17 protein-coding genes are annotated in these 26,040 nt (G+C 43.0%); 1 reads left to right on the top strand and 16 read right to left on the bottom strand.

What is annotated here, in order from left to right; genetic code table 11:
- Positions 1-71 precede the first annotated feature (71 nt).
- The 9 genes from ACIQXP_RS17805 to ACIQXP_RS17765 form a co-directional block, all read right to left on the bottom strand.
- Positions 72-521 carry a MaoC/PaaZ C-terminal domain-containing protein gene (locus tag ACIQXP_RS17805; RefSeq protein ID WP_293742125.1) on the bottom strand — a complete coding sequence of 150 codons (450 nt, stop codon included), beginning with the start codon at positions 519-521 and terminating at the stop codon, positions 72-74.
- 103 nt (positions 522-624) lie between these two features.
- Complete coding sequence (locus ACIQXP_RS17800; protein WP_387506443.1) at positions 625-1,692, bottom strand: Gfo/Idh/MocA family protein; 1,068 nt, start codon at positions 1,690-1,692, stop codon at positions 625-627.
- Complete coding sequence (locus ACIQXP_RS17795; protein ID WP_387506440.1) at positions 1,693-2,928, bottom strand: extracellular solute-binding protein; 1,236 nt, start codon at positions 2,926-2,928, stop codon at positions 1,693-1,695.
- The gene (locus ACIQXP_RS17790; RefSeq protein WP_387506437.1) at positions 2,921-4,081 is read right to left on the bottom strand and encodes a CaiB/BaiF CoA transferase family protein; all 1,161 of its coding nucleotides are present in this window, start codon (positions 4,079-4,081) and stop codon (positions 2,921-2,923) included. The genes ACIQXP_RS17795 and ACIQXP_RS17790 overlap by 8 nt, the downstream gene beginning before the upstream one ends.
- A 153-nt stretch (positions 4,082-4,234) precedes the next feature.
- Positions 4,235-5,386, bottom strand: coding sequence for a CaiB/BaiF CoA transferase family protein (locus tag ACIQXP_RS17785; protein WP_387506434.1), 1,152 nt, complete (start codon positions 5,384-5,386; stop codon positions 4,235-4,237).
- Positions 5,383-6,543 carry an ABC transporter substrate-binding protein gene (locus tag ACIQXP_RS17780; protein ID WP_387506431.1) on the bottom strand — a complete coding sequence of 387 codons (1,161 nt, stop codon included), beginning with the start codon at positions 6,541-6,543 and terminating at the stop codon, positions 5,383-5,385. The genes ACIQXP_RS17785 and ACIQXP_RS17780 overlap by 4 nt, the downstream gene beginning before the upstream one ends.
- Positions 6,544-6,655: 112 nt before the next feature.
- A complete protein-coding gene (locus ACIQXP_RS17775; RefSeq protein ID WP_387506428.1) occupies positions 6,656-9,028 on the bottom strand; it encodes a glycoside hydrolase family 2 TIM barrel-domain containing protein in 2,373 nt (790 codons plus the stop codon).
- 168 nt (positions 9,029-9,196) lie between these two features.
- Entirely contained in the window at positions 9,197-10,303 is a 1,107-nt protein-coding gene (locus ACIQXP_RS17770) for a glycoside hydrolase family protein (protein ID WP_387506425.1), read from the bottom strand.
- Position 10,304: 1 nt separating this feature from the next.
- Positions 10,305-13,058, bottom strand: a complete 2,754-nt coding sequence (locus tag ACIQXP_RS17765) for a family 78 glycoside hydrolase catalytic domain (protein WP_387506422.1) — start codon at positions 13,056-13,058, stop codon at positions 10,305-10,307.
- 271 nt (positions 13,059-13,329) lie between these two features.
- On the opposite strand from ACIQXP_RS17765, the gene ACIQXP_RS17760 reads away from it, so the two are divergent.
- Positions 13,330-14,103, top strand: a complete 774-nt coding sequence (locus ACIQXP_RS17760) for an IclR family transcriptional regulator (RefSeq protein ID WP_387506420.1) — start codon at positions 13,330-13,332, stop codon at positions 14,101-14,103.
- Between the two features lie 60 nt (positions 14,104-14,163).
- Here ACIQXP_RS17760 and ACIQXP_RS17755 read toward each other — a convergent pair whose 3' ends face one another.
- The 7 genes from ACIQXP_RS17755 to ACIQXP_RS17725 all read right to left on the bottom strand — a co-directional run bounded on the left by ACIQXP_RS17755 (position 14,164) and on the right by ACIQXP_RS17725 (position 25,964).
- The gene (locus ACIQXP_RS17755) at positions 14,164-16,329 is read right to left on the bottom strand and encodes an alpha-L-rhamnosidase-related protein (protein ID WP_293742115.1); all 2,166 of its coding nucleotides are present in this window, start codon (positions 16,327-16,329) and stop codon (positions 14,164-14,166) included.
- A 96-nt stretch (positions 16,330-16,425) separates the two neighbouring features.
- On the bottom strand, positions 16,426-18,015 hold the full coding sequence (locus tag ACIQXP_RS17750; protein ID WP_293742114.1) for a sodium:solute symporter family transporter: 1,590 nt from the start codon (positions 18,013-18,015) through the stop codon (positions 16,426-16,428).
- A gap of 419 nt (positions 18,016-18,434) precedes the next feature.
- Positions 18,435-19,520: a Gfo/Idh/MocA family protein gene (locus tag ACIQXP_RS17745; protein WP_293742113.1), complete on the bottom strand. Its 1,086-nt coding sequence runs from the start codon at positions 19,518-19,520 to the stop codon at positions 18,435-18,437.
- Positions 19,521-19,805: 285 nt separating this feature from the next.
- Positions 19,806-22,355 carry an L-rhamnose mutarotase gene (locus ACIQXP_RS17740; protein WP_387506415.1) on the bottom strand — a complete coding sequence of 850 codons (2,550 nt, stop codon included), beginning with the start codon at positions 22,353-22,355 and terminating at the stop codon, positions 19,806-19,808.
- 13 nt (positions 22,356-22,368) lie between these two features.
- On the bottom strand, positions 22,369-23,298 hold the full coding sequence (locus tag ACIQXP_RS17735) for a sugar phosphate isomerase/epimerase family protein (protein ID WP_387506413.1): 930 nt from the start codon (positions 23,296-23,298) through the stop codon (positions 22,369-22,371).
- A complete protein-coding gene (locus tag ACIQXP_RS17730; protein ID WP_387506411.1) occupies positions 23,299-24,837 on the bottom strand; it encodes a DUF4974 domain-containing protein in 1,539 nt (512 codons plus the stop codon).
- On the bottom strand, positions 24,834-25,964 hold the full coding sequence (locus ACIQXP_RS17725) for a sialidase family protein (RefSeq protein ID WP_387506408.1): 1,131 nt from the start codon (positions 25,962-25,964) through the stop codon (positions 24,834-24,836). Before ACIQXP_RS17725 ends, ACIQXP_RS17730 begins: the two co-directional genes overlap by 4 nt.
- Positions 25,965-26,040: the final 76 nt, after the last annotated feature.

Raw genomic sequence — 26,040 nt, 5'->3', positions numbered from 1 at the left:
ATTTGTCATTGGTGTGATTTGTTTATTGGAGCTGCCACTGCCAGGTGGATATCAGTATCCTGATTGATGAACTAATGACTACTGAACTTTTTAACTACAAGAAGATGGTCGCAGACTAATACAACTTCTCCATGCTGGTTAATGATTTCTACATGCTCGGTTACGGTGCCATATTCCGGCCTTTTGCTTTCTCTTTTTTCAGAAATGGCGACTTCGGAGTGAATGGTATCGCCAATAAACACCGGTTTTATGAAACGAAGTTTATCGTAACCTTTACTCATGGCCTCGGGGTTAATTTCGGAAGCAGTAAGGCCAATACCGATGCTGAAAATCATGGTACCATGTGCGATGCGTTGTTTAAAGGGTTGTGTGGCACACCATTCGGCATCCATGTGGTGCGGAAAAAAATCGCCGGTATGGCCGGCGTGCACCACAAAATCGCTTTCTGTGATGGTACGGCCTAAGGTCACACGTTTATCCTGTAACTGGTAATCTTCAAAAAATGTGGACTTGAAATACATAATTTAATTTTTTTATAAGCGATACAATCGCCGTTTTCATTTATCCTCGTTACAAACGAGGACGATATTTTCAATATTTTTTCCTCCTCGCAATGACGCTAACTTATTTTAGCTTCACACCACCAGTATCACTGGATTGATAGGCACTTTCTACTACAGCCATCGTATCAATCACATCTTCAACACTGGTGTGTAAAACTGGGCTTGAACCTTCATTATAACGCATTAGATTGGCCATGGTGCCAATAAAGGCTTCAGGAAACCAGGAGCCTTCCAGTTTTACGGTTTGCCATTCCGGTGTTTTACCAGCTTCTGTCACACAATACTCAAATACATCGGGTACGCCATTCGGATAATCCATCAATAAACCAATTTTGGCCACAATAGCGCCTTTGGTTCCCTCCCATTTTATATAACTTTCCTGATGCTTCGGACCAAAATCATGGTCGTGGTTGGTATTGATCACGGCATGCATCGTATCGCCATAATCGAGTAAAATGGTTGAACGTGATGAGGACAAGCTTTTGGCAGGATGTTTCAGGGTTTTTGCCAGCACGCTATTGGGGTTACCCAAAAACGAACGGATCAAATCAACGTAGTGTATGCTATGATACTGAATCTCTAAACGTGGATGGATGATCACGTGCGGGAAAATTTCCCAGGGGGTTTTAATGGTTACGCGTACTTCTATATCATAAAGTCCGCCAATCAAACCTTTATCGATAAGGTATTTTGCAGCACTTACAAAAGGTGCAAAGCGCAGCTGGAAGTTAATGGCCGCTTTGAGTTTTTTTGCCCGGCATAAAGCTAAAATTTCTTTAGCCTGGTTAAAATTATCACCCATAGGCTTTTGGATTAAAACGGCTGCACCATCAGGTAATTGCTTTAGGGTTTCGATATACTGCTCGGGCATAATGGTAATATCGAACACCGTATTTTCAGGCGCTGCAGCAACGGCTTCAGCCACAGTATCAAAAACATGAGGGATGCCGAAAGCATCGGCCAGTTTCTGTGCCCTGGCTTTTGTCCGGTTTACAATGCCATATACTTCAAAGCCGGCAATTTTATAAGCAGGCAGGTGTGCATCAGCCACAATTCCGCCGGCACCAATGATGATAATCGGCTGTTTGGTTTCGGGCAAAGCTGGTGTATATTGGATATCGATACTCATTTAATTCAATTTGTTAATCTGGTTTTGGGCTGCCCCAATTAAACCGGCAGATTCAGCGGTGGTATTGATGGCTTTTAACACCATTTCATCAATAATTTTAGCTATTTGCGTCCAGTTTTTATGCTGTGGCAGCGTATTGGCCACCTCATGTAACTGTTCTAATTTATGGTAGTATGGAATCATTTCGTTTACTTCTGCATCTTTCCAGGTAGAGAGCCTGCAACCAATTCCACCTTCAAGCGTCAGTAGCTTATCTTGCGCGGCGTTCGTGGCAAATTTCAGGAAATCGTAAGCCAATTCTTTGTTTTTACTGCCTTTGGCAATGGTGTAAAGCCAGTATACATTTAAGGATGCTGAAGTCTCACCAGCTGCAGCAGGCAATAAATCGACACTTACTTTACCTTTTACCTTCGAATTGGCATCTACCTCGCACATGCCGGCAAAACCAAACCAGTTAATCATCATGGCGGCTTCGCCATTGGCAAAAGCCAGGCCGGCGGCAACCGACTCAAATTCTTTTGATTTGGGATGAACTGCAGTTTGATCATTTACGATCTTTCGGTAAAAATCAAGACCTTCTACAGCCGCCTGGCAATTGATTTGAATGTTTCCATTCTGATCAACCAGGCTGCCACCTCTGGTCCATAGTTGGAGGCAAAAATCGAAAACGGTATTGTGCCCATCGGGATAGCAGGCAAAGATGCTGCCATATAGATGCTCGTCAGGGCGGTGAAAAAACTGTGCTGCCTGATGAAAATCCTCCCAGGTTTTGGGTATGGTTAAAGCTTTTCCAAACTGCTTTAAATAATTGGCCTGCTCAGTTTCGCTTTCAAACAAATCTTTGCGGTAAATAAAACACTCCGGACCATCATGAAAAGGTAAACCCGCCACTTCCCATCCAAAGCGCTGTAATTTGAGTAGCGATTTGCTCCAGCCATTTGGAAAATCAACGGGTTTACTGGTATTGATATAAGGATTTAAAACCTCAAATGCCTGGTTCAGGTAACCTTCATACACCCAGTCGGTATTGATGTGGGCAATGTCGAATATACCTTCAGCTAAACCTTGATGGGTAATGGTGCTTTCATAAAGCTCATGTAAATCCATAATCTGCATGTCCAGCTGGAGTGTACAGCCAGAAAAAGCACAGTAGCTGTCCCAGAATTTTTGCATGGCAGATTCAAAAGGGCCAAATTTACGTACAGCTATTCTGAAAGTTTCGGCTTGATTAGACATTTACAGTGGTATGAGTTATAAATTCTTTGATGATTTTTTCGTTGTCCTGTCCCAGTTTGGGTGAACCTTTCGGTGAAGTTAATAATTCTCCGTCAATCCGGATTGGACATCTGGTGGTTTCGTAACGGTAGCCGTCAAGCATTTGTACTTCCTGGATCATGTTCAATACCTTAAAGCCATCGTGCGACATCAAAGCATTCCAGTTTAATACATCCGAACACCAGATATCGGCCGGCTCTAATTTAGAAAGCCATTTTTCGGTGGTTTGGGTAAGCAAATGACTGGCTAATATGGTTTTAATCTCATCGCGTTTCTCAAAGGCTTCGCTTACTTCTGCATAATCTTCCAGTTTTTCGCAGCCGAGTAAATTACCCAATTGCGGAATTGACCCCATGGCCAATGCCAGATAACCATTTTCGGTCTGGTAAATGCCGTAAGGTGCACCTAAGTAAGCGTTTGCGTTGTTTTGTTGAGATCGCTCAGGCAAACTACCACCGTCGTTCATGAAGGTGGTAATGGTTTCAAACTGAAAATCATAAGCCGATTCCATCATGCTCACCTGGACAAAACCACCCTCACTTTTTACAGCTTTTCGGTACAGGCAGGCTAAAATTCCCTGGGCCAGATGTGCACCGGCCAGCATATCAACAATGGATAAGCCCATGGCCACAGGACCGCTGTCTGCATTTCCGGTAAGCGATGTCAAACCTGTAACCGATTGTAAGAGCAAATCCTGCCCCGGTTTATTTTTCCATTCACCAGCGGTGCCGTAACCTGATATTTCGCCATATATGATAGTCGGATTTAAAGCGCTCACTGTAGGATAATCGAAACCTAAACGCTCCATTACACCCGGCCTGAAGTTATGAATCATGACATCGGCCTTTTTTAAAAGCCCGCGTACCATTTCGCAACCTTCCTTACTTTTTAAATCAACCTCAAAGCTTTCCTTGTTCCGGTTGATCGCATGAAAAACCGACGATTCGCCGTTCATAATCAGGTTTGAGGTATACAGCGTACGGCAGATGTCGCCAATGCCCAAACGTTCGATTTTGATTACACGCGCCCCCATATCGGCTAAACGCAAACTCGCCGATGGGCCGGAAAGAAACTGGCTAAAATCGATAACTAAATAATCTTCTAGCGGTCGCATATGTTAATTTTTTTTATTCTTCCATGTTTCGTGTAAACACGAACCATTCTCATTGTTGTAAAGGATTTAGAATAACTGTGACTTTGAGCCTGTCGAAACGTTTTTAAGTATTCGTAAAGTCCTTCGACAAGCTCAGGATGACAATCCATTAATTTATTCTATCTCAAACTCTCTGTTGATACTTTCCGTATCAAAACCCAATTTTGGCGCAGCTTTAGCTGCAAATAATTTTCTTTTATCAAGCCGGATGGGACTAACAGTTGTCTTAATGGTTTTTCCGTTTCCTAAATCAAGCTGTTGTTCTATTTCGAGGTTTTTATAGGTACTTAATGCAGTAGCCGTTTGGTAATTGAGCACCTCGGCACACCAGATGCCATTACTTTCTAAAAGATTAACCCAGCTGGCTGTACGATCAAGTTTAAAGGTTTCGGAAAGACGTACAATCAGTTTGTCGCGGTTATCGAAAGCTGAACCAGCTTCTACATACAAGTCGCTGATATCGCAGCGGATAATGGCGCAGATATTCGGGAGGTTGCCCATGGCCATGGCAATGTAACCATCCTGCGTTTGGTACATGCCATAAGGTGCGCTAAGGTAGGCATGTGCACTACCCTTTGCCCCACTCCTGTCAGGCAATTTGCCTCCATCATTTAAATAGGTCGTAATTACTTCAAACTGTACATCCAGAATAGATTCTAGCAGACTTACTTCAACCAGTACGCTTTTTTGGGTTTTAGCACGCTTAATTAAAGCCGCCATAATACCTTGTGCCAGGTGGTTGCCGCACATAATATCCGAAACGGAAAGACCAAAGGGTACCGGTCCGTCGGTATATACACCGGAAAGAAAGGTTAAACCAGAAACAGATTGAACCAGTAAATCCTGTCCGGGTTTATTTTTCCAGGGGCCTTCTTTGCCATAACCGGTAACCATGCCGTAAATAATTTTTGAATTGATTTGTTGTACCTGCGTATAATCCAGCCCAATTTTCTCCATCACACCCGGCCTGAAATTGTGCGTCATCACATCTGCTCTTGCGATCAGTTTTTTTATTTTTGCTAAATCTTCCGGATTTTTTAAATCGGCAGCATAACTCTCTTTATTGCGGTTAATGGTATGAAATAATAAGCTGTCTTCATCCACAAAGAGATTTTTGATGGATAGAGAGCGGCAGGCGTCGCCGGTTTGTGGTCGCTCTATTTTAATCACGCGAGCGCCTAAATCAGCCAGTTTTAAACCAGCGGATGGCCCGGCCAGAAACTGGCAAAACTCTAAAACCAAAAGTCCCTCTAACGGCCTGTTCATGATACTGCTAAACTTTTAGATTGCTGATATAACTCGTTCAACGCAGATAAAACTGTCATTTCATCGCCCTCGCCCATTAAATAATCGCGCACTACATCACCGGCACGATCCTGAAAATACATGGACCCATGGTAGCGGGGACGTAAAAAAGCCCTTTGTAGGGCAGGTAATGTGCTGGCAAAATATTGCTGGCTCCGGCGATTCACCTCTTCATTTTTCCATGCAGCCAAATGCCCGGGCTGTCCCCCGCTTTCGAAATATAATGTAGCCTGACAAGCTGGAGAACCCACAAACTCAACATATTTGGCTGCCATTTCTGGTTCAGCACATTTTGCTGAAATAGCCAAACCTGTGCCGCCTAAAGTGCTTCTTAAATTTGTTTTGCCATTCACCGATATCATATCATGAAAGTGCAGCACTTTTCGTGCATAACCATTTCTCGAATAATTGGCATAGCCGTAGGCAAAGGGGCAATAAGCAATCTGATCTGTTTGGGTCATGGCTTCATATACCTGAATGGGGTTTCTGTTGAAATTTGCCGGATCTATTTTTGATGCCAGCTGACGGTACATTTGTAGTGCCCTTACCCCGGTTTCAGTTGAAATTACAATTTCATCGTCCTGGCAGGGATCTTCGCCCAAAGAGCAGGAAAGCGTATAAAAATTCATTAACACATCAATCGGGATGCCTGCAAAGGCTACCAGGCCTGCATTGGCCAATGCAATTAAATCTCCAAAAGACTGAGGCAGGGAAAAGCCTTTTTCAGCCAGTAAATCAGGCCGGCTGGCGGCTACGGGTGTGGCTGCATCAATGGGTAATGCCCATAAATGACCATCATAAGTGTAACTTTCGTAAGATTGTCCCACCGAATGCTCTTCCTGATCTTTCAAATAGTCATCACTGAGGTAAGAATCCAAAGGAACAATGGACTTGGTTTTGGCGGCAAAGCCTGCCCAGGGATGATCGATCACCAATAAGTCGAAACGCTCTGCCAGTTCCTGGATAGAGAAATCGGCAAATTGCTGCAGGCTCCGCTTTTCCCAGGTGATATTTACCTGAGGGTACAATTCTGAAAACCTTTGTGCAGTTGCCACCATGGGCAGTAAGCCACGACTGTGGTTCCAGGTTATTCCTTTTAAATTAATCGTCTTCTCCACTTATTATTTATTTATTTTTTGTCATGGTTCGTGTCCATACAAATGTCATTTATATTCGGTTTCGGCTGGTGAAACACCAACCGATAGGATTAATTTTTTATTTCATAGTTTCTCATTTCTCCGTGCTCACTACTATCGAAGCCGGCGATAAGCCTGCCGATGTTGCTGTTAGCCTAATTGTTCCGGATTTAGCTGTAGCCTGTAAAATTGCCAGGCATAAACCATGAAAAGCTTTGCGGTAGCTGGCTTTAAAAGGTTCTAAACTCGCCTGAAACCCATTGTCTACACCGGCTATAAATCCATTGCCTTCCACTTTAAAGTCAACCAGGTTATCCGCATTCGGTACTACATTCCCGGCCTTATCTAAAATGCGTACAGTGATAAACGATAAATCTTTACCATCGGCTTTAATCTGTTTTCGATCAGCTATTAACTCAATTTTAGCCGGGTCGCCGGCAGTTTTTACTTCACGAACCAAAACCTCTTTTCCATTTTTGCGCGATACGGCTTTAAGTGTTCCGGGTTCAAAATTTACGTTCCATTGCACATGTAAATCATCATCCTGTTTTGATTTTTTACCTAAAGATTTTCCATTGAGGTACAGCTCTACCTCATCAGCCTGGTTGTAGTAAGCCCAAACCTCTACAGATTTGCCCGATTCCCAGTTCCAGTGTGGCAGGATGTGCAATACCGGTTTATCGGTCCACTCGCTTTGGTACATGTAATACGAATCTTTAGGGAAACCCGCTAAATCGACAATTCCAAAATACGAGCTGCGTGCCGGCCATGGGTAAGGTAATGGCTCGCCGAGATAATCAAAACCCGTCCATACAAAAAGACCTGAAACATGATCGTATTTTTTGGCCGCTTTCCAGGTTTCTTCGTGCGTGGAACCCCAGTAAGCCGAAACATTATCATAAGCAGAGGCCGACCATTCGCGGTTGCCTTCAGTAAACTTTGTTTTTCCGTCTCTTGGCCACCGGCGGATGGTATCAGCAGTATCGTAAAAACCTCGGGTTTCTAATGCTGATGTAGTTTCGGTGGCCAGAAACTTAACACCAGGATAATTTTTAGGCCAATCTTTATACAGTTTATGGTTGTAGTTTAATCCATAAATATCCAGCGCATTGGCCTGGTAAATAAAATTTTTCTTAGCATCGGTTTCGGTTAAGGCCGAGATTACCGGACGACTTTGATCGAGGTTTTTAACTGTTGCCACCAACTCTTTGGTTAGTGCTACACCGGTACTATCGAACTGCTCTCGGATTTCGTTTCCAATGCTCCATAAAATAATGGAGGGGTGATTGCGGTCGCGGAGAACCATATCTTCCAGATCGCGTTTATGCCATTCGGGAAAACTGAGGTGATAATCGTTTTTGTTTTTCTTTTTCGCCCACATGTCAAAAGCTTCATCCATTACGAGAAAACCCATTTTATCACATAAATCTAAAAACTCCGGTGCTGGTGGATTGTGGGCTGTACGGATGGCATTTACGCCCATGGCTTTCATGATTTCGAGCTGGCGCTCCATGGCGCGTACATTTACAGCAGCGCCCAAAGCACCCAGATCGTGGTGCAGGCAAACGCCCAGTATTTTGGTGGACATACCATTTAAAGAAAAACCCTTTTCTGCGTTGAAACTGAAGGTTCTGAATCCGAATTTAGTTTCATAAGTATCAATAAGCTTATTGTTTTGCAAAATTTGTGTAACCACTTTGTACTGTGCAGGCTTTTTTAACGACCAAAGCACAGGGTTTTTAAGCTTACTATCGCTGTTAACGATTAATCCTGTCGTATCTATTTTGATGTTTTGTGCTTGTGTTTTTATGATCAGTTTATCCCTGGTATCGTAAATAGAATGAACCAAAACTGCTGGCTGCTGTTTCGAGGTTTTGTTTTGGATTTGCGTTTTTATATTCACTTTTCCATCAGTACCCGTAGTTACAAAAGTGCCCCATTTTGCCACCGCAACTTTGGCAGTAGTAGTTAACCATACGTTTCTGTAAATTCCAGAACCGGAATACCAGCGGGAATCGGGCTGTGCTGAATTATCGACCTTTACAGCAATGATGTTATTTCCTGACTTTAAGAATCTACTGATTTCGTAAGCAAAGGAGCTATAACCATAAGGACGTTTACCCAGATAATGGCCGTTTAACCAAACCTCGCTGTTTTTGTAAACACCGTCGAACTCAACAGTAATCAATTTGTTTTTAAAACCGGCAGGTGCAGTAAATGTTTTCCTGTACCAGCCAATACCAGTTGGCAAGCCACCACCCTCAGGTTTGGCAGGGTTTTTTTCGTCGAATTTGCCCTCAATGCTCCAGTCGTGTGGCAAGGTAAGTTTTCTCCATTTTGAATCATTATACAGCGAATTCCTGGCAGCGGGATCATCACCCGGGAAAAATTTCCAGTCTTTGTTGAAGCTGGTTTTTACTCGGGGTGGATTAGTTATGGGCTCGTGATTGCGAGCCCAATTTTTCATTGGGTGAAGCAATCTTTTTTGCAGATTAGATTGCTTCCCCGAAAGATCGGGGCTGGCTGTCGTACCTCCTCGCAATGACGGCATAATGGCCGCAACGCAATGTAATGATATTGCTAAAAATGCAATCAAAAAAAATAAAACCTTAAAAATGCCCGGTATTCTCATTTCTTAATTTTGAACAAAATTCAATTTACTTTTTCCTAAATCTTTCGAAGTGGCCACCGCAATACCCCGCTGGTCTTGTTTGTTCACCGCACAATAAAAGTGGTAAACAATGCCTTTGTGCTTAACGACGAACGATTTGTGCGCATATAACTCATCATATTTTTCTGATGATTCTATCAGGTTATTGCCCGTCCAGTCGGTCCAGTTGACGAGGTCTTTAGATACCGCAAAACGGTTAAAAGAACCTTTCCTGTCCTGCCAGAAAGCACCGAAATAAAACATCACATAATTTCTTCCGATCTGCTGGATGACCGCATCGCCGGTAATGCCAACCGGATGATGTACAACGGGATTTTTAAGGTAGCGTTGCCAATGCACCATATCGTCGGATACTGCCATGCCAATGCGTTCATACCAGCGTGTTTTTTTATTGTTTGCCAGCGAATCGCCAACAGCATTGTAATACATCACAAAAGAATGGCCCGTTAACTTTTTCTGATCGGCAACCACCGTACTTTTAAATAGTTTATGCCGGTTTTCCCACCAGCGTACATCGCTGTCGAGCGAGCTTAAAACCGGTTGATCCAGCCGTTTCCATTCCTGCACAACCGACGGATGTTGATTGGTATAAGCCATACCAATAGATAAAGGCTCTACTTCGTATCCACGTTCTTTGCCACCGAAATACGACATCCAGTATTTGCCATTAAAACTGTTCGCCTGGTAACTACCTCCCCATTTGATATCTAAAAGTGCATTGTAGCCCGCCTTCTGGTTATCGTCCCATTTGCCTGAATCTTCGAACGACATTAATTTACCCTGATTTTCCCAGTACAGTAAATCGCTGCTTTTTGCCATCCAGGTTTCGTAACCGCGACCGCTAAAAATCAGATAAGTCATGTACCAGTATTTGCCTTTTCTAAAAATGGTGGGACAATCCATTTTATGCTCCTGATCAGCCGGAACCATCACCAACCCGTATTTGAAAGGCGTTTTCACTTCCTGGTAAATTTTTTCCATTTCGGCAGCAGATACCGGATTTTTAACTTCCTGAGCAAATGCTGTAGCGCATGTTAATAGGCCTGTCAGATATATCCAGAGCTTGCTCATGCTACTTCACTTTAAATTTATAATAACCCGAACCGATTGCAACCTGGGTTCTGCCGTTGGCTGTACCGAGGTTTTGGAATTTAGCATTGTGAATCTCTGCAAGGCTTTGATTTGCCGAAACCGGAATATAAACTACAGCTGTAGTATTCACCGGAATATTTATGGCGATTTCAAAACCTTCAGCTGTTTTTTTCCAGTCAGTAGCTATTTTACCATAGGCTGATTGGTAACTCGTGGTTGCTGCAGTTAAATCACCGACTACCTCAGGGTAAATTTTAATCCGGTTAAAGGCGACCGAGTTTTCATCCTGACGGATTCCACCCACTCCACTGTAAAACCATTCCATTAAATGCCCCAGCATAAAATGGTTATTGGAAACCGTTGGCAGTGCGGCCCAGCTTTCGGTCAAAGCAGTAGCACCCCTGGATAACTGCATGCCATAACCGGGTACGTCGCTACGGCTGTTCATGTCGAAAATCACATCCGAGCGTCCGGCATCTTCTAAAACGCGTAGTACATAACGGTAGCCAATGTCGCCTGCTGTTAATCCGTTGTTTTTATCTTTAATGTCTTTTACAAGGTTATCAATAACTGCCTGCTTATCTTTTTCTTCAACTAAACCCATATAAACAGCCATGGCATTGGCCGTTTGGCTGCCCGAGCCGTATTGCCTGGTTTCCGGATTAAAGAATCTGGCATTAAATGCATCTCGTACTAAAATTGCAAGTATGGCACAAGTCAGTGCATCAGCCTTTTTTCCCAATAAGGTGGCTATTTTTTCGAGGATTTTTAAATCGTAATAATAAATAGCAGTGGCTGTAATGCCCATCGCGGTAAGCTGTGAAACGCCCGGAGGTTTTGGGCCAAGATCATACCAATCGCCCAAACCTTGCGATAAGATGTGATTATTGGCTTTGGTGCTTAAATATTGGATGTAACGCTGCATGGTGGGATAATGATTGGCTAAGGCCTGTTTATCGCCATACCACTTGTACAAATCCCAGGGTACTAAAATACTGCTGCTTCCCCATTCAGGCGAATCGCGGAACATATCGCCTCCCCATTCAAATTTAACATACTCAGGCGCAATTTCAGGAACGAGCCCGTTGGCTAGCTGAGAATTTTGCATGTCGACTGAGGCTTTTACAAACAACGGTGCAGCCGCGTAATTGTAATTTACCGAGCTGCCCATTAAATGCAATTGCTCTAACCATCCGAGTTTTTCGCGGTGCGGGCAGTCAGTAAAAACACTAACCATATTACTTTTAATACCCCAATCGATCAGTTTAAAGGTTTTATTAAACAATTCGTTTGAAGAAATGAATTCGCCAGCATTTGGAGCTGCATTGCGTATATGCAGACCTTTTAAATCTTTGATAATGGCTTTGTTCAATGGGTTTTCTTTCCCGGCCGGAACGCCACCTTGAACCTGCAGATAGCGGAAACCCGAGTAGAAAAAACGTGGCCGCCAGGTTTCGGTAGCCTCACCACTTAAAATATAGCTAAAGTAAGCAGGTCCGCCGATGTTTTTCTGCGTAACGGTACCATCTTCTTTTAATAGTTCAGCTGGTGTAATGCGGATGGTGTCGCCTGTTTTGCCGCTCACCTGGAGTTCAATAATGCCTGATGCGTTTTGTCCGAGATCATAAACCCAGTCACCATTTGCAGTTTGTGTAATCTGCTTTGCAGGAAAATGATCAAAAATTTTAACAGGCTCTTCTTTTTGGGCGTTTAGCTTCGGACCATTTACTACCAAAGCGCTTTTCCATTTGCTATCATTAAATGCTGCCAGGTTCCAGTTTTTTTGCGCTAAACCGGCGTTATAGTCTTCACCACCATAAATACTGGAAAAAGTAACCGGCGAGGGTGCTGTTTTCCAGCGATCGTTGCTGGTTACATTGACCGAAGTGCCATCTGTATATTCGATCAGTAAACGGCAGATCATTTTCGGGAAGCCATAAGCCACTTTTAGTTTACGGTACCTTTCTTTAACCGGCGGAATGTAGTAAAAGCCATTGCCCAGCATCACACCAACAGCATTAGTGCCTTTTTTTAGTTGGTTGGTAATATCATAGGTTACGTACAAAGCTTCGCGATCATATTTGGTCCAGCCAGGGGCTAAAAAATCATCTCCTACTTTTTCGCCATTCAAACTTATTTCAAAGTGACCCAAGCCCGAAATAAAGGCAGTAGCTTTTTTGATGCTTCTGGTTACTGCAAACGCTTTGCGAAACATCGGCAGGATATTATTACCGTTAAATTTGTCTTTCTTCCCATCCGTCGGTAAAATATTTACGTTTGAATCGGCCAGTTTTTCGTAAGCAATCCATTGGGCGCCTTTCCAGTCAGCTGCACTCAACAGCCCCATCTGAAAAAGTGCCGTTTCACTCCAGGCAGATGGCTTGCCCCGGTTATCCCAAACCCGGATTTTCCAGTAATATCTTTCAGCTGATTGTAGTGCTGCTCCTCTATATTTTATCTGAATGGACTGACCGGAAATAATCTTTTTAGAATCCCATACCTCACCTTTATCTTGCTTAAGCGAAGTCAGGCTCTTTGATACCAGAAGCTGATAAGCGGTTTGCATGATATTGTGTTGATCTGAAGCCATTTGCCAGCTAAAATGTGGTTGCAGGGCATCAACCCCAAGCGGATTTGAACAGTATTCGCAGCTTAAATGGAATACCTTAACCTCCTGAGCAAACAGCGGAAAAGTAAACAGGTAAAAAAAAGAAAAAATTACAAGTTTGTTCATTAGCCCGTACAGATCGCTTTTGATGCTTGATTTGGTTTATACTTGGTTGTCGTGCTCAATTTAGTTAGAAATAAATTCTTGGCACTTATAGTATAAGCTGTAGAATTTGTTTAACTTTAAATTCGCAATTAATTCAAATATAAATCTTTTTTTTAAATATGAAAACATATATTCAGGTAATAATGATATAATTTCATTCTGAATATGAAATATGAATGCTTTTTGTATGTTTGAAACTGTAAAAAATACGATACAACCAAATTAACCCTGTATGAAAGAAAATGAATCGAAGTATCAGGCACCGGCTTTAGATAAAGGGCTTGATATTTTAGAGTATCTATCGGCTCAATCCATTCCCTTATCACAAACCGAAATTGCCATTGGTATTGAAAAAACACCGAATGAAATTTACCGGATGCTGATGAGTCTGGAAAGCCGTGGTTATATTTTACGCGATGAGGTTTCGGGTAAATACCGGTTGTCGCTCAAACTTTTTTACCTTTCTCACCGCCACTCACCTATTGATGAGTTAAGGAAGGCTGCACAGTTTCCGTTGGAAGAGCTGGCCAATTCGGTACGCCAATCTTGTCACCTGAGTATTTTGTACATGAACCAGGTGATGGTCATTATCCATGCGAAAAGTCCGGGACCAATTGCCCTTTCTATTGAAGAGGGAAATTTGTTTCCGCTACCATTAACTGCTTCGGGTAAAGTATTGCTGGCTTATATGCCCGAAGCTGAACGAAATACGGTATTAAAAAACAACGCTATTTTTAAAAAATATGCCAAACCACAGCAGGAAGATTTTTTAAACTCTTTGAAAGAAATTCAGCAAACTGGTTCATATTTTAAAAATAGTGATGCTGTTTCGGGTGTAACCGATATTTCGGTCCCTATTGGTATTGCCAGCAACAATGGCATTATTGCCTGCTTAACCATTTCGATGCTGAATGCCTTAAATTCCGATCAGGCGATTGACAGCAAAGTCATTTTAGCTGAAGCGAACAAATGTGTTAAAAAAATTGAACAAAGAATTGGAGTTTAGCTTCATTTAAACCTAGCAGGGTTTAAAGCCTGCTAGGTTTGCACGGCTACAAAAGAGCTGTTAGCTCGAATATTTAACCAGATACTCCACTCCTTTTTCAATTGTAACCTCGAACATTCCTTTTGAAATTTCTTTAATTTCTGCTCCTTTTGCTACCGGTTTCGTTTTACTCTTTATCCTGAGTTTACCCTTTCCTGTAGCAGCGCTCACCTTGATTTCCCCTTTATTCATGTAAACTGAAATATCGCCGTTGGCAGTGGGTACTTTACCTTCCATCCAGGCTAAACCACCTAAATGGGGCTCAATGGTATAGGTTTCGTAACCCGGAGAATCGGGACTTACCCCGAGGTAATACTTGCCGAGCAGGTAAATCGGGCTGGCTCCCCAGGCGTGGCAAAGGCTTTTTCCAAATGGCCGGCCGTACATGGCCAGGTGTTCGGTACCTTTTTTATCGGGATTATATTCCTCCCAAAAGGAAGTAGCGCCGAGTTTAAGCATGCCTCCCCAATAGTTTTTCATCTCTTTTAATACGTAGCTTTGCTCACCCATGGCACAAAGTGCTTCCAGCTCATAAAAACGCATGTAAGGCGTGGTAATTTTGTTAATGCTGTTGTTAAGCAGCACATGTTCTTTTACAGCTAATTTCTGTTCAGGTGTAAAGTAATCGAAGAAAATCCCAAACATATTGGCATAGCGCGTTACATTTTCTGTGGGCTGACCTGCTACCCTGCTATGCACCAAGGCGTGTTTGCTTTGATTCCAGTAAATATCGAATATTTTGGTTTTCAATGTTCTGGCTTGTTCTTCATATGTGGTGGCATTTTCGCTGTCGTTGGCCAATTTGGCGCATAATGCCATGGTTTCTAAACTGCGGGCGTAAAGCAGTTGCTCAAAGCTCACCTCCCCATCTTTGCTCAGTTTATCGGCCCAGTCTATAAAAATCCAGTCACCGGGCATCCATTCCAGCAAACCGTTTTTGTTTTTACGGCCATTAATATAAGTCATAAGGGATTGCATGCGGGGATAAATGTCCTGTACAAATTTTCTGTCGCCGGTAAATTTGTAATAATCGTAAATACCCAAAAACCAATAGAAAGAGTAATCCATAATGGTATTGATGTGCGCTGTAACCGGATCTTTGCCACGCTGGGCCAACAATGTTCTTTTCACGGTCGGCGCATCAAAAAACGAATAATAATTCATGAGATAACTTTGGTAGGCATCGCCACTCCACACCCATCGGTCGCGTTTTATGCCATCGATAAAAAACTCACGGGTATTGAGGTGAAAAGTGTATTTGGCCACATCGTAAATCTTGTTCAGCTCCGCATCTGATGATTTAAAGCATCCCCGCTCGGTAACGGGAGCATATTCATAAAGCATGGAGATAGAATCGGCAGAAACGCCATTTCCGGGTTGAAAGTTAACATAGCGGAAAGCTTTGGAAAGTGGCATCACGGAATCTTTTTTGTTGGTAAGATCAATCTCCAGGTGATCCAGTGTTTCGCATTTATCGGTTGATAAGGCTTCTTCTTTCGATTCGCCATAATACAAACTCAATTTGCCCTTGCCTTTTAAGCCATGCACTTTAATAAAACCGAAGGTTTCTTTCCCAAAATCGGCAAAATAACCTGTGCCTGCTTTTTCTGTTTTAACAGCAGTATGCTTTACAACAGGCAATTTAAACGCAGAAGGCAGGCGGTAAGGATCGGTTAAACCCCAGGAGCCAGCAGAAACAAAGGTTGTTCCCGATTTATCGGAGGTTTTGCCACTTGCATCAATCCATTCTTTATCCTCAAAAGTGGTTAACCAGCTTTCATCTGATACAAGGGTTTTACCCTGTACAAAAATGGCTGGCACTGTAGCCTGGCTATACACTTTCAGGCTTAGTTTATGTTTTCCGGCCGGGATCTGAATGGATTTCAGAAAGCCGGTTATGGCCTGACCGTCAATTTTAACATTGTAAGTGCCTTCTACAAAAAGTTTCGCTTCTTCGGGTTCACTAAGGGTAAACTCTTTATGGAAATCGACCAGCACATAATGGCTATCCATTTTCCAGAATACAGGGAAAAATGAACCACGTTCTGTTCTGCGGTTTTGCATCACATTGTTCATGTAGATATCAAAATCGCCGGGATACCAGATCCAGGATGCTTTTTGCGCAAAAGCGGGGATTACCATGGCTTGCAGCAGGGTAATCAGGAGTGTTTTTTTTAGGCTTTTCATATTTTTATTTCTTTCATCCTCCCCGCGCAGTCGGGAATCTCTTTGATTTTGGTGCGTTAAGATTCCCAATCAAGTTGGGAATGACGATCAACTCATTTAATGTCCGTTAAAGAAAATATAAAGTGCAACCATTACTATGGCCAGTGCAACCCAGGAAATCCAAACAGTCTTATCTGGTTTTTCAATATTGGCTTCATGTTCTTCGTTTGTAGTGTAAATACTTGGGCTCCTGTCAAAAAGCGAAATCAAAATGGCGATGAGCAACAAACCCATAAAGATCAGGAAGGATAACATGAGGTAGTGTGGCCAGAATGTATATTCGCTGGGTGTTAAAACCCATAAATACATAATTCCGGTACTTAAACTCAGTATCGAACCGATGGATAGTGTAAAATTTACGGCTTTTCGCGTAGTCCGTTTCCAGAACACGGTTAACAGAAAAACAACTGAAAGTGGCGGCGCAATAAAACCCAGTACCGATTGAAACACATCGAAGAGGTTTAGACCTTTGATATTATCGATAGCCAACACTACAATTACGGCGAAAATACAACCGGCAATTACGGTTAAACGCCCAACATTAATAATCTGCTTATTGGTGGCGTTCGGATTGATTTTCTTCACATACACATCCATGGTAAACACGGTGCTTAACGAATTCAGTGATGAACCTATGGTGCCAACCAGAACCGCGATAAGCACCACGATTACCAAACCGTTCATGCCAGGAGGGAAAAGATTGGTTACCATGGTCATGTAAGCTTCGTTGGGATCTTTCAGATTGGGAAAGAGGATATAACACAATATTCCGGTTACGATAAAGAGTGGCAGCGAAAGGATTTTTAACCAGCCGATAAAGCTCACGCCCAACTGGCCCTGCTTCAGGTTTTTAGCGCCCAAAACAGACTGGACCATCGATTGATCGGTACAGAAAAAAGCGACAGCCGCCACCGGGTAACCTAAAAGAATGGCATACCAGGGATATTTGGGATCGCTGGCAGGTTGTATGAGGTTCCAGAAATGTCCGGGTGTTTTGCTGTATAGTGCTGAGATTCCTCCAACCTTATGCAGGCCTAGTAAGGTAAGCGAAAGCGAAACTGCAATCAGTAAAATCATCTGGAAAATGTTGACTTTGGCAATGGCTTTCAAACCGCCAAAAAAAGTGAATAAGCCCGCAAAAGCGACCAAAACGGTGACTGACTGCCACATGGGGATACCTAAAATCTGGCGGACTAAAAAACCACCTGCAAATAAACCTAACGATAGCCAGGAGATTAAAATCTTTACCAATGCATACCAGGCTAATATATTCTGGGTAGAATCGCCGTAACGGTTTCCCATAAATTCGGGCATGGTGCTCACCTTTGCGGCCAGGTACCTGGGGGCGAAAACAATGGCCAGCAGGAAAAGAAAAATAAAGGCGTACCAATCGAAGTTTACGGCCACAATACCGGTGGTATAGCCGATACTGGCAAAAGCAAGCAGCATGGATGGACCTACGTTAGTGCCCCACATGTTGAAGCCGATACTGGCCCAGCCTAAAGATTTATTGGCTAAAAATAAGGTTTCATCACTGTTTTTTGTCTTCGGAAAACTGGCGCGGTACCCGATCACCATCAGGATGACAAGGTAGGCGATTACGATGAGATAATCTAAACTGGTTAAACGTTCTACAATCTTGTGCATTTGGTTAGTTTGGTTTTTTATTTGTTTGCCACAGCATTATTCTTTATCCGTCAGCGGTACATGCGCCTCGGTTTGTCGTCATTTCGAGGCACGAAGCATTCTTTATGAGGTATTTTCTACAGCATAAGTAGTAAGATTGCTTCGTCGTGCCTCCTCGCGATGACGAATTTCTATAATTCGATCGATTCCCGGCTAATGTTGTAACGCTATATCCTTTTGCCACGGAAACACGGATTAATACGGAAACTTTTATCTCGGTTTAATACTTTCCAGATATTTAAGCATCAAACAAATTTGAATTCCGTGAGTTCTGTATTTCCATGGCCGATTTTTATAACATACATTTTAACTTTTGATGTGATACGAACCATTGCTTCTCAACAATCTGTGCCTATCTTTTTCATCTGTGGTTTAATATTTTATAATCCTATCGCTTCCCGGCTAATGTTATAACTGCTTAATATTTCCTCTACTTTTACCGGTAAACCTGTTTCGAGCGATTTATCCATGGCCTGCAAAAGCGCAATGGTTCCAATGCCTTCTTTTAAATCAGGGTAAGCGGTAAACTTATTGTTAATGCTGTCGGCAAAATACTCCAGGTAATTCTGGTATTCGCCGGCATGGTGACTCTGGCCTTCGAAACGGAAATAATGTTTCAAAGTGGTATCGCCCCAGGTAATGATTTTTTCTTCGCCTGTTTTGGTGGTTACGGCATAACGCAGTTCATGGTAATCGGCCTGGCTGGCCCCTTCAGTTCCCCTCAAAATACAACTCATTCCACTATCGCGACTTGCAGGCTGGGTTGGTCCGGTGTAAGCACCACTTACGCGGGCAATTCTGCCATCTTTGGCTTTGAAGATAAAGTGCATGGTATCCTGGTTTTTTAAACCAGCTTTTTGCCCATTGCTGCTGAGCATACCATAGCCCATTACTTCTTCAATATCGGGCATGTACCAGCGGATAAAATCGACCGGGTGACTTAAACCGCCATACAACCATTTGAACGATTCTTTTAGCGACCAGCCTTTTTCTAAAAACCAGCGGTGATCGGCATGGTAGTGGCTTTCGATGGTAATCAACTCGCCGATCAGGCCTTTATCGAAATCTTTTTTCTGGCGCATAGCCGGTTCGAAAAAGCGCGAACTCTGACCGACGAAAATTTTCTTTTTGGTCTTTTTGCTCAGGGCCAGCAGTTCGTTGGCCTGCGAGAGATCATCAATAAAGGGTTTGGTACAAACCACGTGCTTATCGTGTTCCAAGGCCAGTTTGATGTGTTCAAAATGCAAATGATCGGGTGTATAAATCGCAATCATATCAATTTTATCGCTTTTGAGCATATCGTTGTAATCGGTAGTCCAGTTCTGGAAATCGAACTCAAGGGCCCGTTCTTTACAAAGTTTTTTATTGGCATCGCAAATCTGGATCAATTTGAACTTTTTGCTGGCCAGCGAGGCAGATATGGTGCTTCTGCCCTCGCCTAATCCTAGTATTCCTAATCTTAACATATTTATTTTTTTGTAAGCGTTATTTATTTGTTTTCGAATTTTAATTCTATCATTCTGAGGGTAATTTATTGTAAAAAATCAATATAAGTGACAGCGTCTCTGAGATCGTCATTTCGAGCGGAGTGCAGCGTAGTCGAGAAATCTACCTTGATAGATTTCTCCGTTCCGCCACCAGTTAAAAACCGGCAGGCTCCAGTCGAAATGACGATTCTTCTAGGAGGTCTATCAAAGGCAGCTTGTCGAAGGGTTTTTGAAGCGTCTCGACAGGCTCAACGTGACAATCTTTTATTCGTTTGTCGGTTTAAAGAAAACCCAAACTTCGCCAGGTTTTGTGCCTTCAATTCCTTCCTGATATTTTTTCATTAATGCATTCCATTCGTCTACCCTAGGGTTATTTTCCGTTGTTTTCGGGTTCAGTTTATCTAAATTCTTGCCTTTGGGTATGCTGATAATCAGTATGAGCTGGCGGCCTTTTTTAAAAATAACCAGCCGTTGAAAATCAGCATTACAAAAGCCTTTGGATATCTGGGGCCATTTTTCAAACTGCGTTTTGTGGTAAGCGAGGTATTCTTTTTGCAGTTTTTCGTCTTTCACCAGGTTGGCAGATAGTATAATATTGTTCCATTCTTTTACCGGTTCGGTTCCACATTGTTTTTTCCGGTCGAAATCGTAAAACATATCATCATACAGATTAATCTCGCTGGCTTTGAGTCTTTTTAGGGTTTGCTGCAAGCTCTCTGTTTTTAAGGTTGAGGTGTAAATGACCAGGCGGTTCTCCCAACGGTAAATGGATGAGGGCAGCAGATTATTTTCTCGGGCAAATGCGGATAATGCTTTTTCGTCTGGTACTTTGCCTGTTTTAAAAATCAGCTCAAAAACCACAGGTCTATCTATCGCCTTATTAACCTGCCTGGTACCAGAAATCGATGATTTATCCTTTAGCAGATATTGATATCGTGTTTCAAGACCAGCGTTTTCTTTGATTTTTTCAGCAACTCCAGGCCCGTTATTTTCCCATAAATTATCGGGACCATTGGCATTTTGCAGGTATTTTTCACTAGGCGTCCAGTTATTTTTTATGGTGAAATACGAAGATCCTTCGTCGGTGTAGAGGTAAAACCAATGGTCAGGTAAGTGCGCATATTTGGCGGTGTAAATACTGTCGACTACATTTTCGGTAATGAATGAACCAGGTTGAGCAGATAAGGTATAAATGCCGGCTACATCGTACATGTGTTTGCCATAATGATGAATTTTGTTGCCGCTGATGGTATTGTCCTTCATCGCATTTTTGGTTTTTGTCCAGCCCCAGCCCATGCTAATCCCCGAATAAGAAACATCACTGATTTCATTATGCAGGATTTTAAGTCCGCGTACGTAACCTGCACCAATACCAACAGCGCCCCAATCCTCGTTAGTTACGTCGGTAATCAGGTTATTTTCAATCCGGTTATCCGAGCAAATTTCACGCTCATCCGTTGGCTGGTAAGGTAAATGTACCTCGGTAGCTTCGTCAGAAAAAGTGCCCATTAGTATCCCAGATCCGCCAATATCTTTAAACAAATTGCCGCTAATCAGATTGCTGGTCGTTCCTTTTTGGTAATCGAGTCCGGTTGAAGCGTGGTGTTCGAACCTGCATGCCTCAAAATCGATGTGATTGGCATAACTGATCTGGATGGCGGAAGCCGGACGGCCCACCCAGGCCTGGTTTTCTAATGTGGCTTTACCGGCAGTACCCGGTTGGTCTAACTTATAAGCATCAAGCATATACATGCCCGCCTGGTGTGGCACATGGCCCTGTCTGGAAGGTAATAACCAAGATGCATGCTGAAAAGAAATCCCCTGGAAAGAAATGTAAGCAACCGGATGATCAATGGTTCCTTCAACTTTCAACAGGGTTTCTAAAGCGGGCGCCACCACATCTGCCTGATGCATATTCTGCTTATCTTTGGGCCAGTAATAAACTTTATGGTGCTGTAAATCTTCGAACCACTCGCCCGGTTCATCTAAAAACTGAATGGCATTGGTTAAATAATAGGCAGAATTGCCGGTTTTATCCGAAATCCACGGCGCTGGCCATGGGTGTTCTGATTGTATGCGGCTTTCGGGCTGTAAAAAGGAAAGTTCGGCAGTGTTCTGCTGTGTTTTTACTGATTTTACCCGCAAATTGGCAATGGCCCACCACTGGTGGATGACCATTTCGATACCTTTAGCCCCGTTGAGGCTGATATTTTTATTTAAAGGGATTTTGCAGGTCTGTGATTGGGCGTCCCAGGACAAAATGCGGTTCATGGCATCGCCGTTAGCATCTTTGGCCCTAACAGCCTTACTTCCATTCACCCAAAGCTGTCTGAACAATAGCGTATTACCGGCAAACATAGGTGCATCAGCCACCCAAACTTTATCTATGGCATTTTTAGGTAAGCCTGCAACCGGATTAGTTAATTTTTTCCAGCCTTTAATTTTTACGCCGCCACTAAAAATAACTGTAGCTCCCTGAGCCGCCACAATTTGGGTGGGACTTTCTTTGGTGCCCGAATCTTCGGGACGAAGTACAACGGCTTCATCTAAAGTGTAATAACCATTTTCGATAATGATATGAATCCCTCCTTTGATTGAATGATCATTTAACCTGCGTAGCTCCCTGGCCTTCCGGATGGCAAAATGCAAGGAGGCCAATGGTTTTTCCTTTGTGCCGGTGTTGCGATCGGAACCCAATTTGGAGACATAAATATCAGCAGCATTTGCATTTAGATAGAGTAGGCTAAATATCAGAATAATAACATGATATGCTTTGAAATTAAGGCTATTTAGTTGGTAACTGGTTAAACTCATCGTCATCATCTTGCTAGTAAGATTGCTTCGTGCCTCGCAATGACGAAACCTCGTTTTGGAAAATAGATTTCAGGTATCTGGTATTGGCGGTAAAGTTGTACTTCACATTGGTGGGTTGCTTGGCATCACGGCTACGTTCTATAACCAGCCAGCCGCTCCAGCCCATTTCATCTAACGTTTGTTTTACCTTTTTGAGGTCAATTTTAGGATCATTTTCGAGCCATACACCATCTTCGTTTGTCGCATGGATCTGAATAATATTTTTCCTGCCCAATATTTTTAGTTCCTGGTGTAAATCGCGACCATTTTTAATTGCATTCGAAAAGTTGAAATAGCTTTTGATGTGCTTACAATTGATTTCTTTCAGCAACTGTAGTTCGCCTTTGGCATCGAGTGAAGTCTCAATACCGATAACCACCCCTGCTTTGGCCGCCATTTTACCGGTAATTTTTAAGCGTTCAACAATCGGTACCCTTAATTCGGGATTTTTAACCAAATCGCCCTGTATGCCAAGCGGTAAAAAAATCACCTTGATTTTCATGGCTTTAGCAGTATCTAAACAATCCTGCACCATTTTTTGATAGGTTGGTCGTTTGGCAAAAGACTGGGCATAAAAACCGGTCATGGCCAGGGAACAAAATTCAAGATGACGTGCCTTTGCTTTTTCGAGGTATTGCTCTCGGATGGCCGGATCTGCCAGTTTATTATCAAAGGTTTCCCGGTCGCCCAGCCCGCCCATATCGATTTCCAACCCATCGGCACCAATTTCACTGGTCAGTTCCAAAGCGCTTAATTTCTGGCGTTTGAGGATCATTAAATCAATTACCGCCACTTTGTACCTGCGCTTTGAGCCTGTAGCCAGCAAAACATCGGGCAACATTAAGCTCCCGCCAATTAAGGCAAGATGTTTGAAAAAGATTCTTCTGTTCTGGTATTGCATCATTTAATTCTGGCTTTTTGGAAACAATTTTTGCAGGTTTTCAAAACCCATTACAGCATTTTTAGGCAGTTTTTCACCTTTATCGCCGAAAACATACATGGCATTTTCTTTTTCGATGGTTGCTTTGCTTTCATCGTACTTTCCGGCTTTGTCTTTAACAGAATTGCCATTGAGTTTGAAATGTTTAACCAGAAAATCGTAAAGGGCAATGCGTTTATTCGGACCGAAGTCATGTTTCTCATCTGGTAAATGCACGTTTTCTACTTTATCCTTTACGCCATAATAGCCATACATTTTTTGCAGGTATGGGAAATCATGTTCAGGAGTATGGGCGGTCCAGTCGCTACCATCTGATACGAGCAATTGTGGACGCGGTGCAGCCATTGCCGCAAGTTCCACATTATCTGTTCCACCCCCACATTGGTGAATGGGCATACCGCTTTCGCACGGACAGCCGCCATAAAAGTAGGATGACATGGCTACCACAGGGGCGCTGACTTTAATGCGGTTATCCATTGCGGTCATTAAAATGCAATGGCTGCCAGCTCCCGAACCACCACTAATGGCCACCCGGTTGGTATCGGTTTCTTTTAGTGAAGTGAAATAATCTAAAATGCGGATTCCTCCAAGTGTTTGTACGGTTTGCGACAGGCTTTTTCTATGGTCTTCGTATTTAAACTGCAACATCGATTCGCCCCAGGCGAAGAGGTCGTAACTAAAGGCCATAGCCCCCATGCGGGCCAGCATAGCGCAACGGATCTGGCAATCGGGACGGTAACGCTGTTTTTCCCAATGTCCATCAGGACTTAAGATTACCGGTATTTTTCCTCTGATATTTAGTGGTTTATAAAGTGATCCGTTGATCCAAATGCCTGGTAAAATCTCTAAAGCAATGTTTTCTACTGAATAGCCATCAAAAATTCGTTTAGCAGTAATAATTGGTTTCGAATTGGGCTTGGCCGGTAAAGGAGATAATTGCAAAGCCTCAAAAAGCTGGGGTTTAATCAATGCTTTCCGTTTTTCCCAGCTGTCCCGATCGCTGTATTTTGAAGCTAAACTATCCAGATAATCCCAGCCGTCTTGCACTTCCCAACGGTAATATTCATATTCTTTAAGCTTGTAAACGCCTGCTTTCTCTTTGTTCACTTTCATATCCAATGGAGTAAGTACATTGGACAAAGTTTCATCTACATCTGCCCGAAAGCGCCAGTTGGCATAGTTTACCCACTTATCTTTTACCTGTGGCTCGGCATATTTAATTTTTACGTGATAACGATTTTCAATATCCTTAAGTACTTCTAATAGAGGTTTTTTATACGCATGATCTGAATTTTGGGTTTGGGCGAAAAGGAAGTTAGTGATGGACAGCGTACCCACTACAAATAACACAAGATATCTAAATATTCCGCCCGTCATTGCGAGTGCTGATTTTTCATCAGCCGAAGCAATCTTTCCTTGTAAGACAGATTGCTTCGTCGTGCCTCCTCGCAATGACGATCGTCTTAACCTCGCAATGACGGATTGGTTCCTTATACTGCTCATGGTTCCTCGTTTTTAGTTTCAGTAATTACCGGTGCAGCATATCCCTTTAGCTTTGGCCAAATACCATTTTCAATTTTCTTCAACTTTAATTTTGTGGGATCTACTACTACGTGTTTGATTTTCTCCCTCCGCCAGGTATAAATGAAATGCAACATACCATCAGCCGTTTGGATTACAGCGGGATAAGAATACTGGCTTATTGGCGAATCTTCTAAAATCAATGCAGCGTACCAGGTTTTACCATCTTTAGAAACCGAAACATTTAAAGGTGTGCGCGCACCTTTGGCGAGATCGCCCGGAGGCAATACGTGGTTATAAACCAATACCTGTCTGCCATCTTTCAGCGTAACGGCATCTGTACCCGAATTGTTGTTGGGTAAGGTGGTTTTGGTCAATGGCGACCAGGTTTCGCCGTTATCTGTAGACCATGATTCTGCGATGGCACGGTTTGCGGTACGCGCTAAAATCTGAAGTTTACCTTTTCCGTACTGTAAAATACTCGGTTGGATGGCTTTAATGCCGTTTTCCTGTATGGGCCCTACTGTGCGCCAGGTTTTGCCATTATCTTTGGTTACCTCGAAATGTACTTTCCAGCCATCGCCTTCGCGGCTGGATGGGGCGAAGAGATTTCCGTTGCTTAACAAAACAGGTTTATTTTTAACCGGACCGATATTTCCAGTTGGCAGTTTTGCAGCATCCGACCAGGTTTTACCGCCATCTTTTGAACTGCGCATCATGCCCCACCACTCAGATGGTTTAGGACCGATTTTATAGAATAACAATAAATCGCCTCCGGGCACCTGATAAAGAACGGGATTCCAGGTGGGTAAGCGTTTGCCATCAGCCAAAATACCATTGGCTACAGAAACCGGTGCCAGCCATCTCCCATCAACAAAACGGCTGATGTAAATTTCTACATCGGGATTCCGCTCTTTGGTGCCCCCAAAAAACGAGGCCACTAAACCTGTCGGGGTTTCGGCAATGGTGGCCGAGTGGCAGGATGGAAACGGAGCCTTATCGTATAAAAACTCCTGTTTAACGATTCCGGTTTGCCATTTTTCTACCTGGGCATGGGCAGTAAGCGTGAAGGCTGCTGCGGCTATGGTTAAAATTCTTTTGAATATCATACTTATTAGTTTTGGTCATTGCGAGGCTGATTTTTCATCAGGCGAAGCAATTTTTTTGCGAAATAGATTGCTTTCC

Origin of the sequence: Pedobacter suwonensis, assembly GCF_044762335.1 — a bacterium.
Taxonomy (GTDB): domain Bacteria; phylum Bacteroidota; class Bacteroidia; order Sphingobacteriales; family Sphingobacteriaceae; genus Pedobacter.
Note: the sequence above shows the minus strand (reverse complement) of the source record. Positions and strands in the feature narration are given on the sequence as shown.

Coding starts and splice junctions, on each gene's coding strand:
- ACIQXP_RS17750 (WP_293742114.1), bottom strand. CDS start 18,015: ATGCACAAGATTGTAGAACGTTTAACCAGTTTAGATTATCTCATCGTA.
- ACIQXP_RS17795 (WP_387506440.1), bottom strand. CDS start 2,928: ATGTCTAATCAAGCCGAAACTTTCAGAATAGCTGTACGTAAATTTGGC.
- ACIQXP_RS17805 (WP_293742125.1), bottom strand. CDS start 521: ATGTATTTCAAGTCCACATTTTTTGAAGATTACCAGTTACAGGATAAA.
- ACIQXP_RS17745 (WP_293742113.1), bottom strand. CDS start 19,520: ATGTTAAGATTAGGAATACTAGGATTAGGCGAGGGCAGAAGCACCATA.
- ACIQXP_RS17800 (WP_387506443.1), bottom strand. CDS start 1,692: ATGAGTATCGATATCCAATATACACCAGCTTTGCCCGAAACCAAACAG.
- ACIQXP_RS17760 (WP_387506420.1), top strand. CDS start 13,330: ATGAAAGAAAATGAATCGAAGTATCAGGCACCGGCTTTAGATAAAGGG.
- ACIQXP_RS17790 (WP_387506437.1), bottom strand. CDS start 4,081: ATGCGACCGCTAGAAGATTATTTAGTTATCGATTTTAGCCAGTTTCTT.
- ACIQXP_RS17730 (WP_387506411.1), bottom strand. CDS start 24,837: ATGAGCAGTATAAGGAACCAATCCGTCATTGCGAGGTTAAGACGATCG.
- ACIQXP_RS17785 (WP_387506434.1), bottom strand. CDS start 5,386: ATGAACAGGCCGTTAGAGGGACTTTTGGTTTTAGAGTTTTGCCAGTTT.
- ACIQXP_RS17735 (WP_387506413.1), bottom strand. CDS start 23,298: ATGATGCAATACCAGAACAGAAGAATCTTTTTCAAACATCTTGCCTTA.
- ACIQXP_RS17755 (WP_293742115.1), bottom strand. CDS start 16,329: ATGAAAAGCCTAAAAAAAACACTCCTGATTACCCTGCTGCAAGCCATG.
- ACIQXP_RS17775 (WP_387506428.1), bottom strand. CDS start 9,028: ATGAAAAATTGGGCTCGCAATCACGAGCCCATAACTAATCCACCCCGA.
- ACIQXP_RS17725 (WP_387506408.1), bottom strand. CDS start 25,964: ATGATATTCAAAAGAATTTTAACCATAGCCGCAGCAGCCTTCACGCTT.
- ACIQXP_RS17765 (WP_387506422.1), bottom strand. CDS start 13,058: ATGAACAAACTTGTAATTTTTTCTTTTTTTTACCTGTTTACTTTTCCG.
- ACIQXP_RS17740 (WP_387506415.1), bottom strand. CDS start 22,355: ATGAGTTTAACCAGTTACCAACTAAATAGCCTTAATTTCAAAGCATAT.
- ACIQXP_RS17770 (WP_387506425.1), bottom strand. CDS start 10,303: ATGAGCAAGCTCTGGATATATCTGACAGGCCTATTAACATGCGCTACA.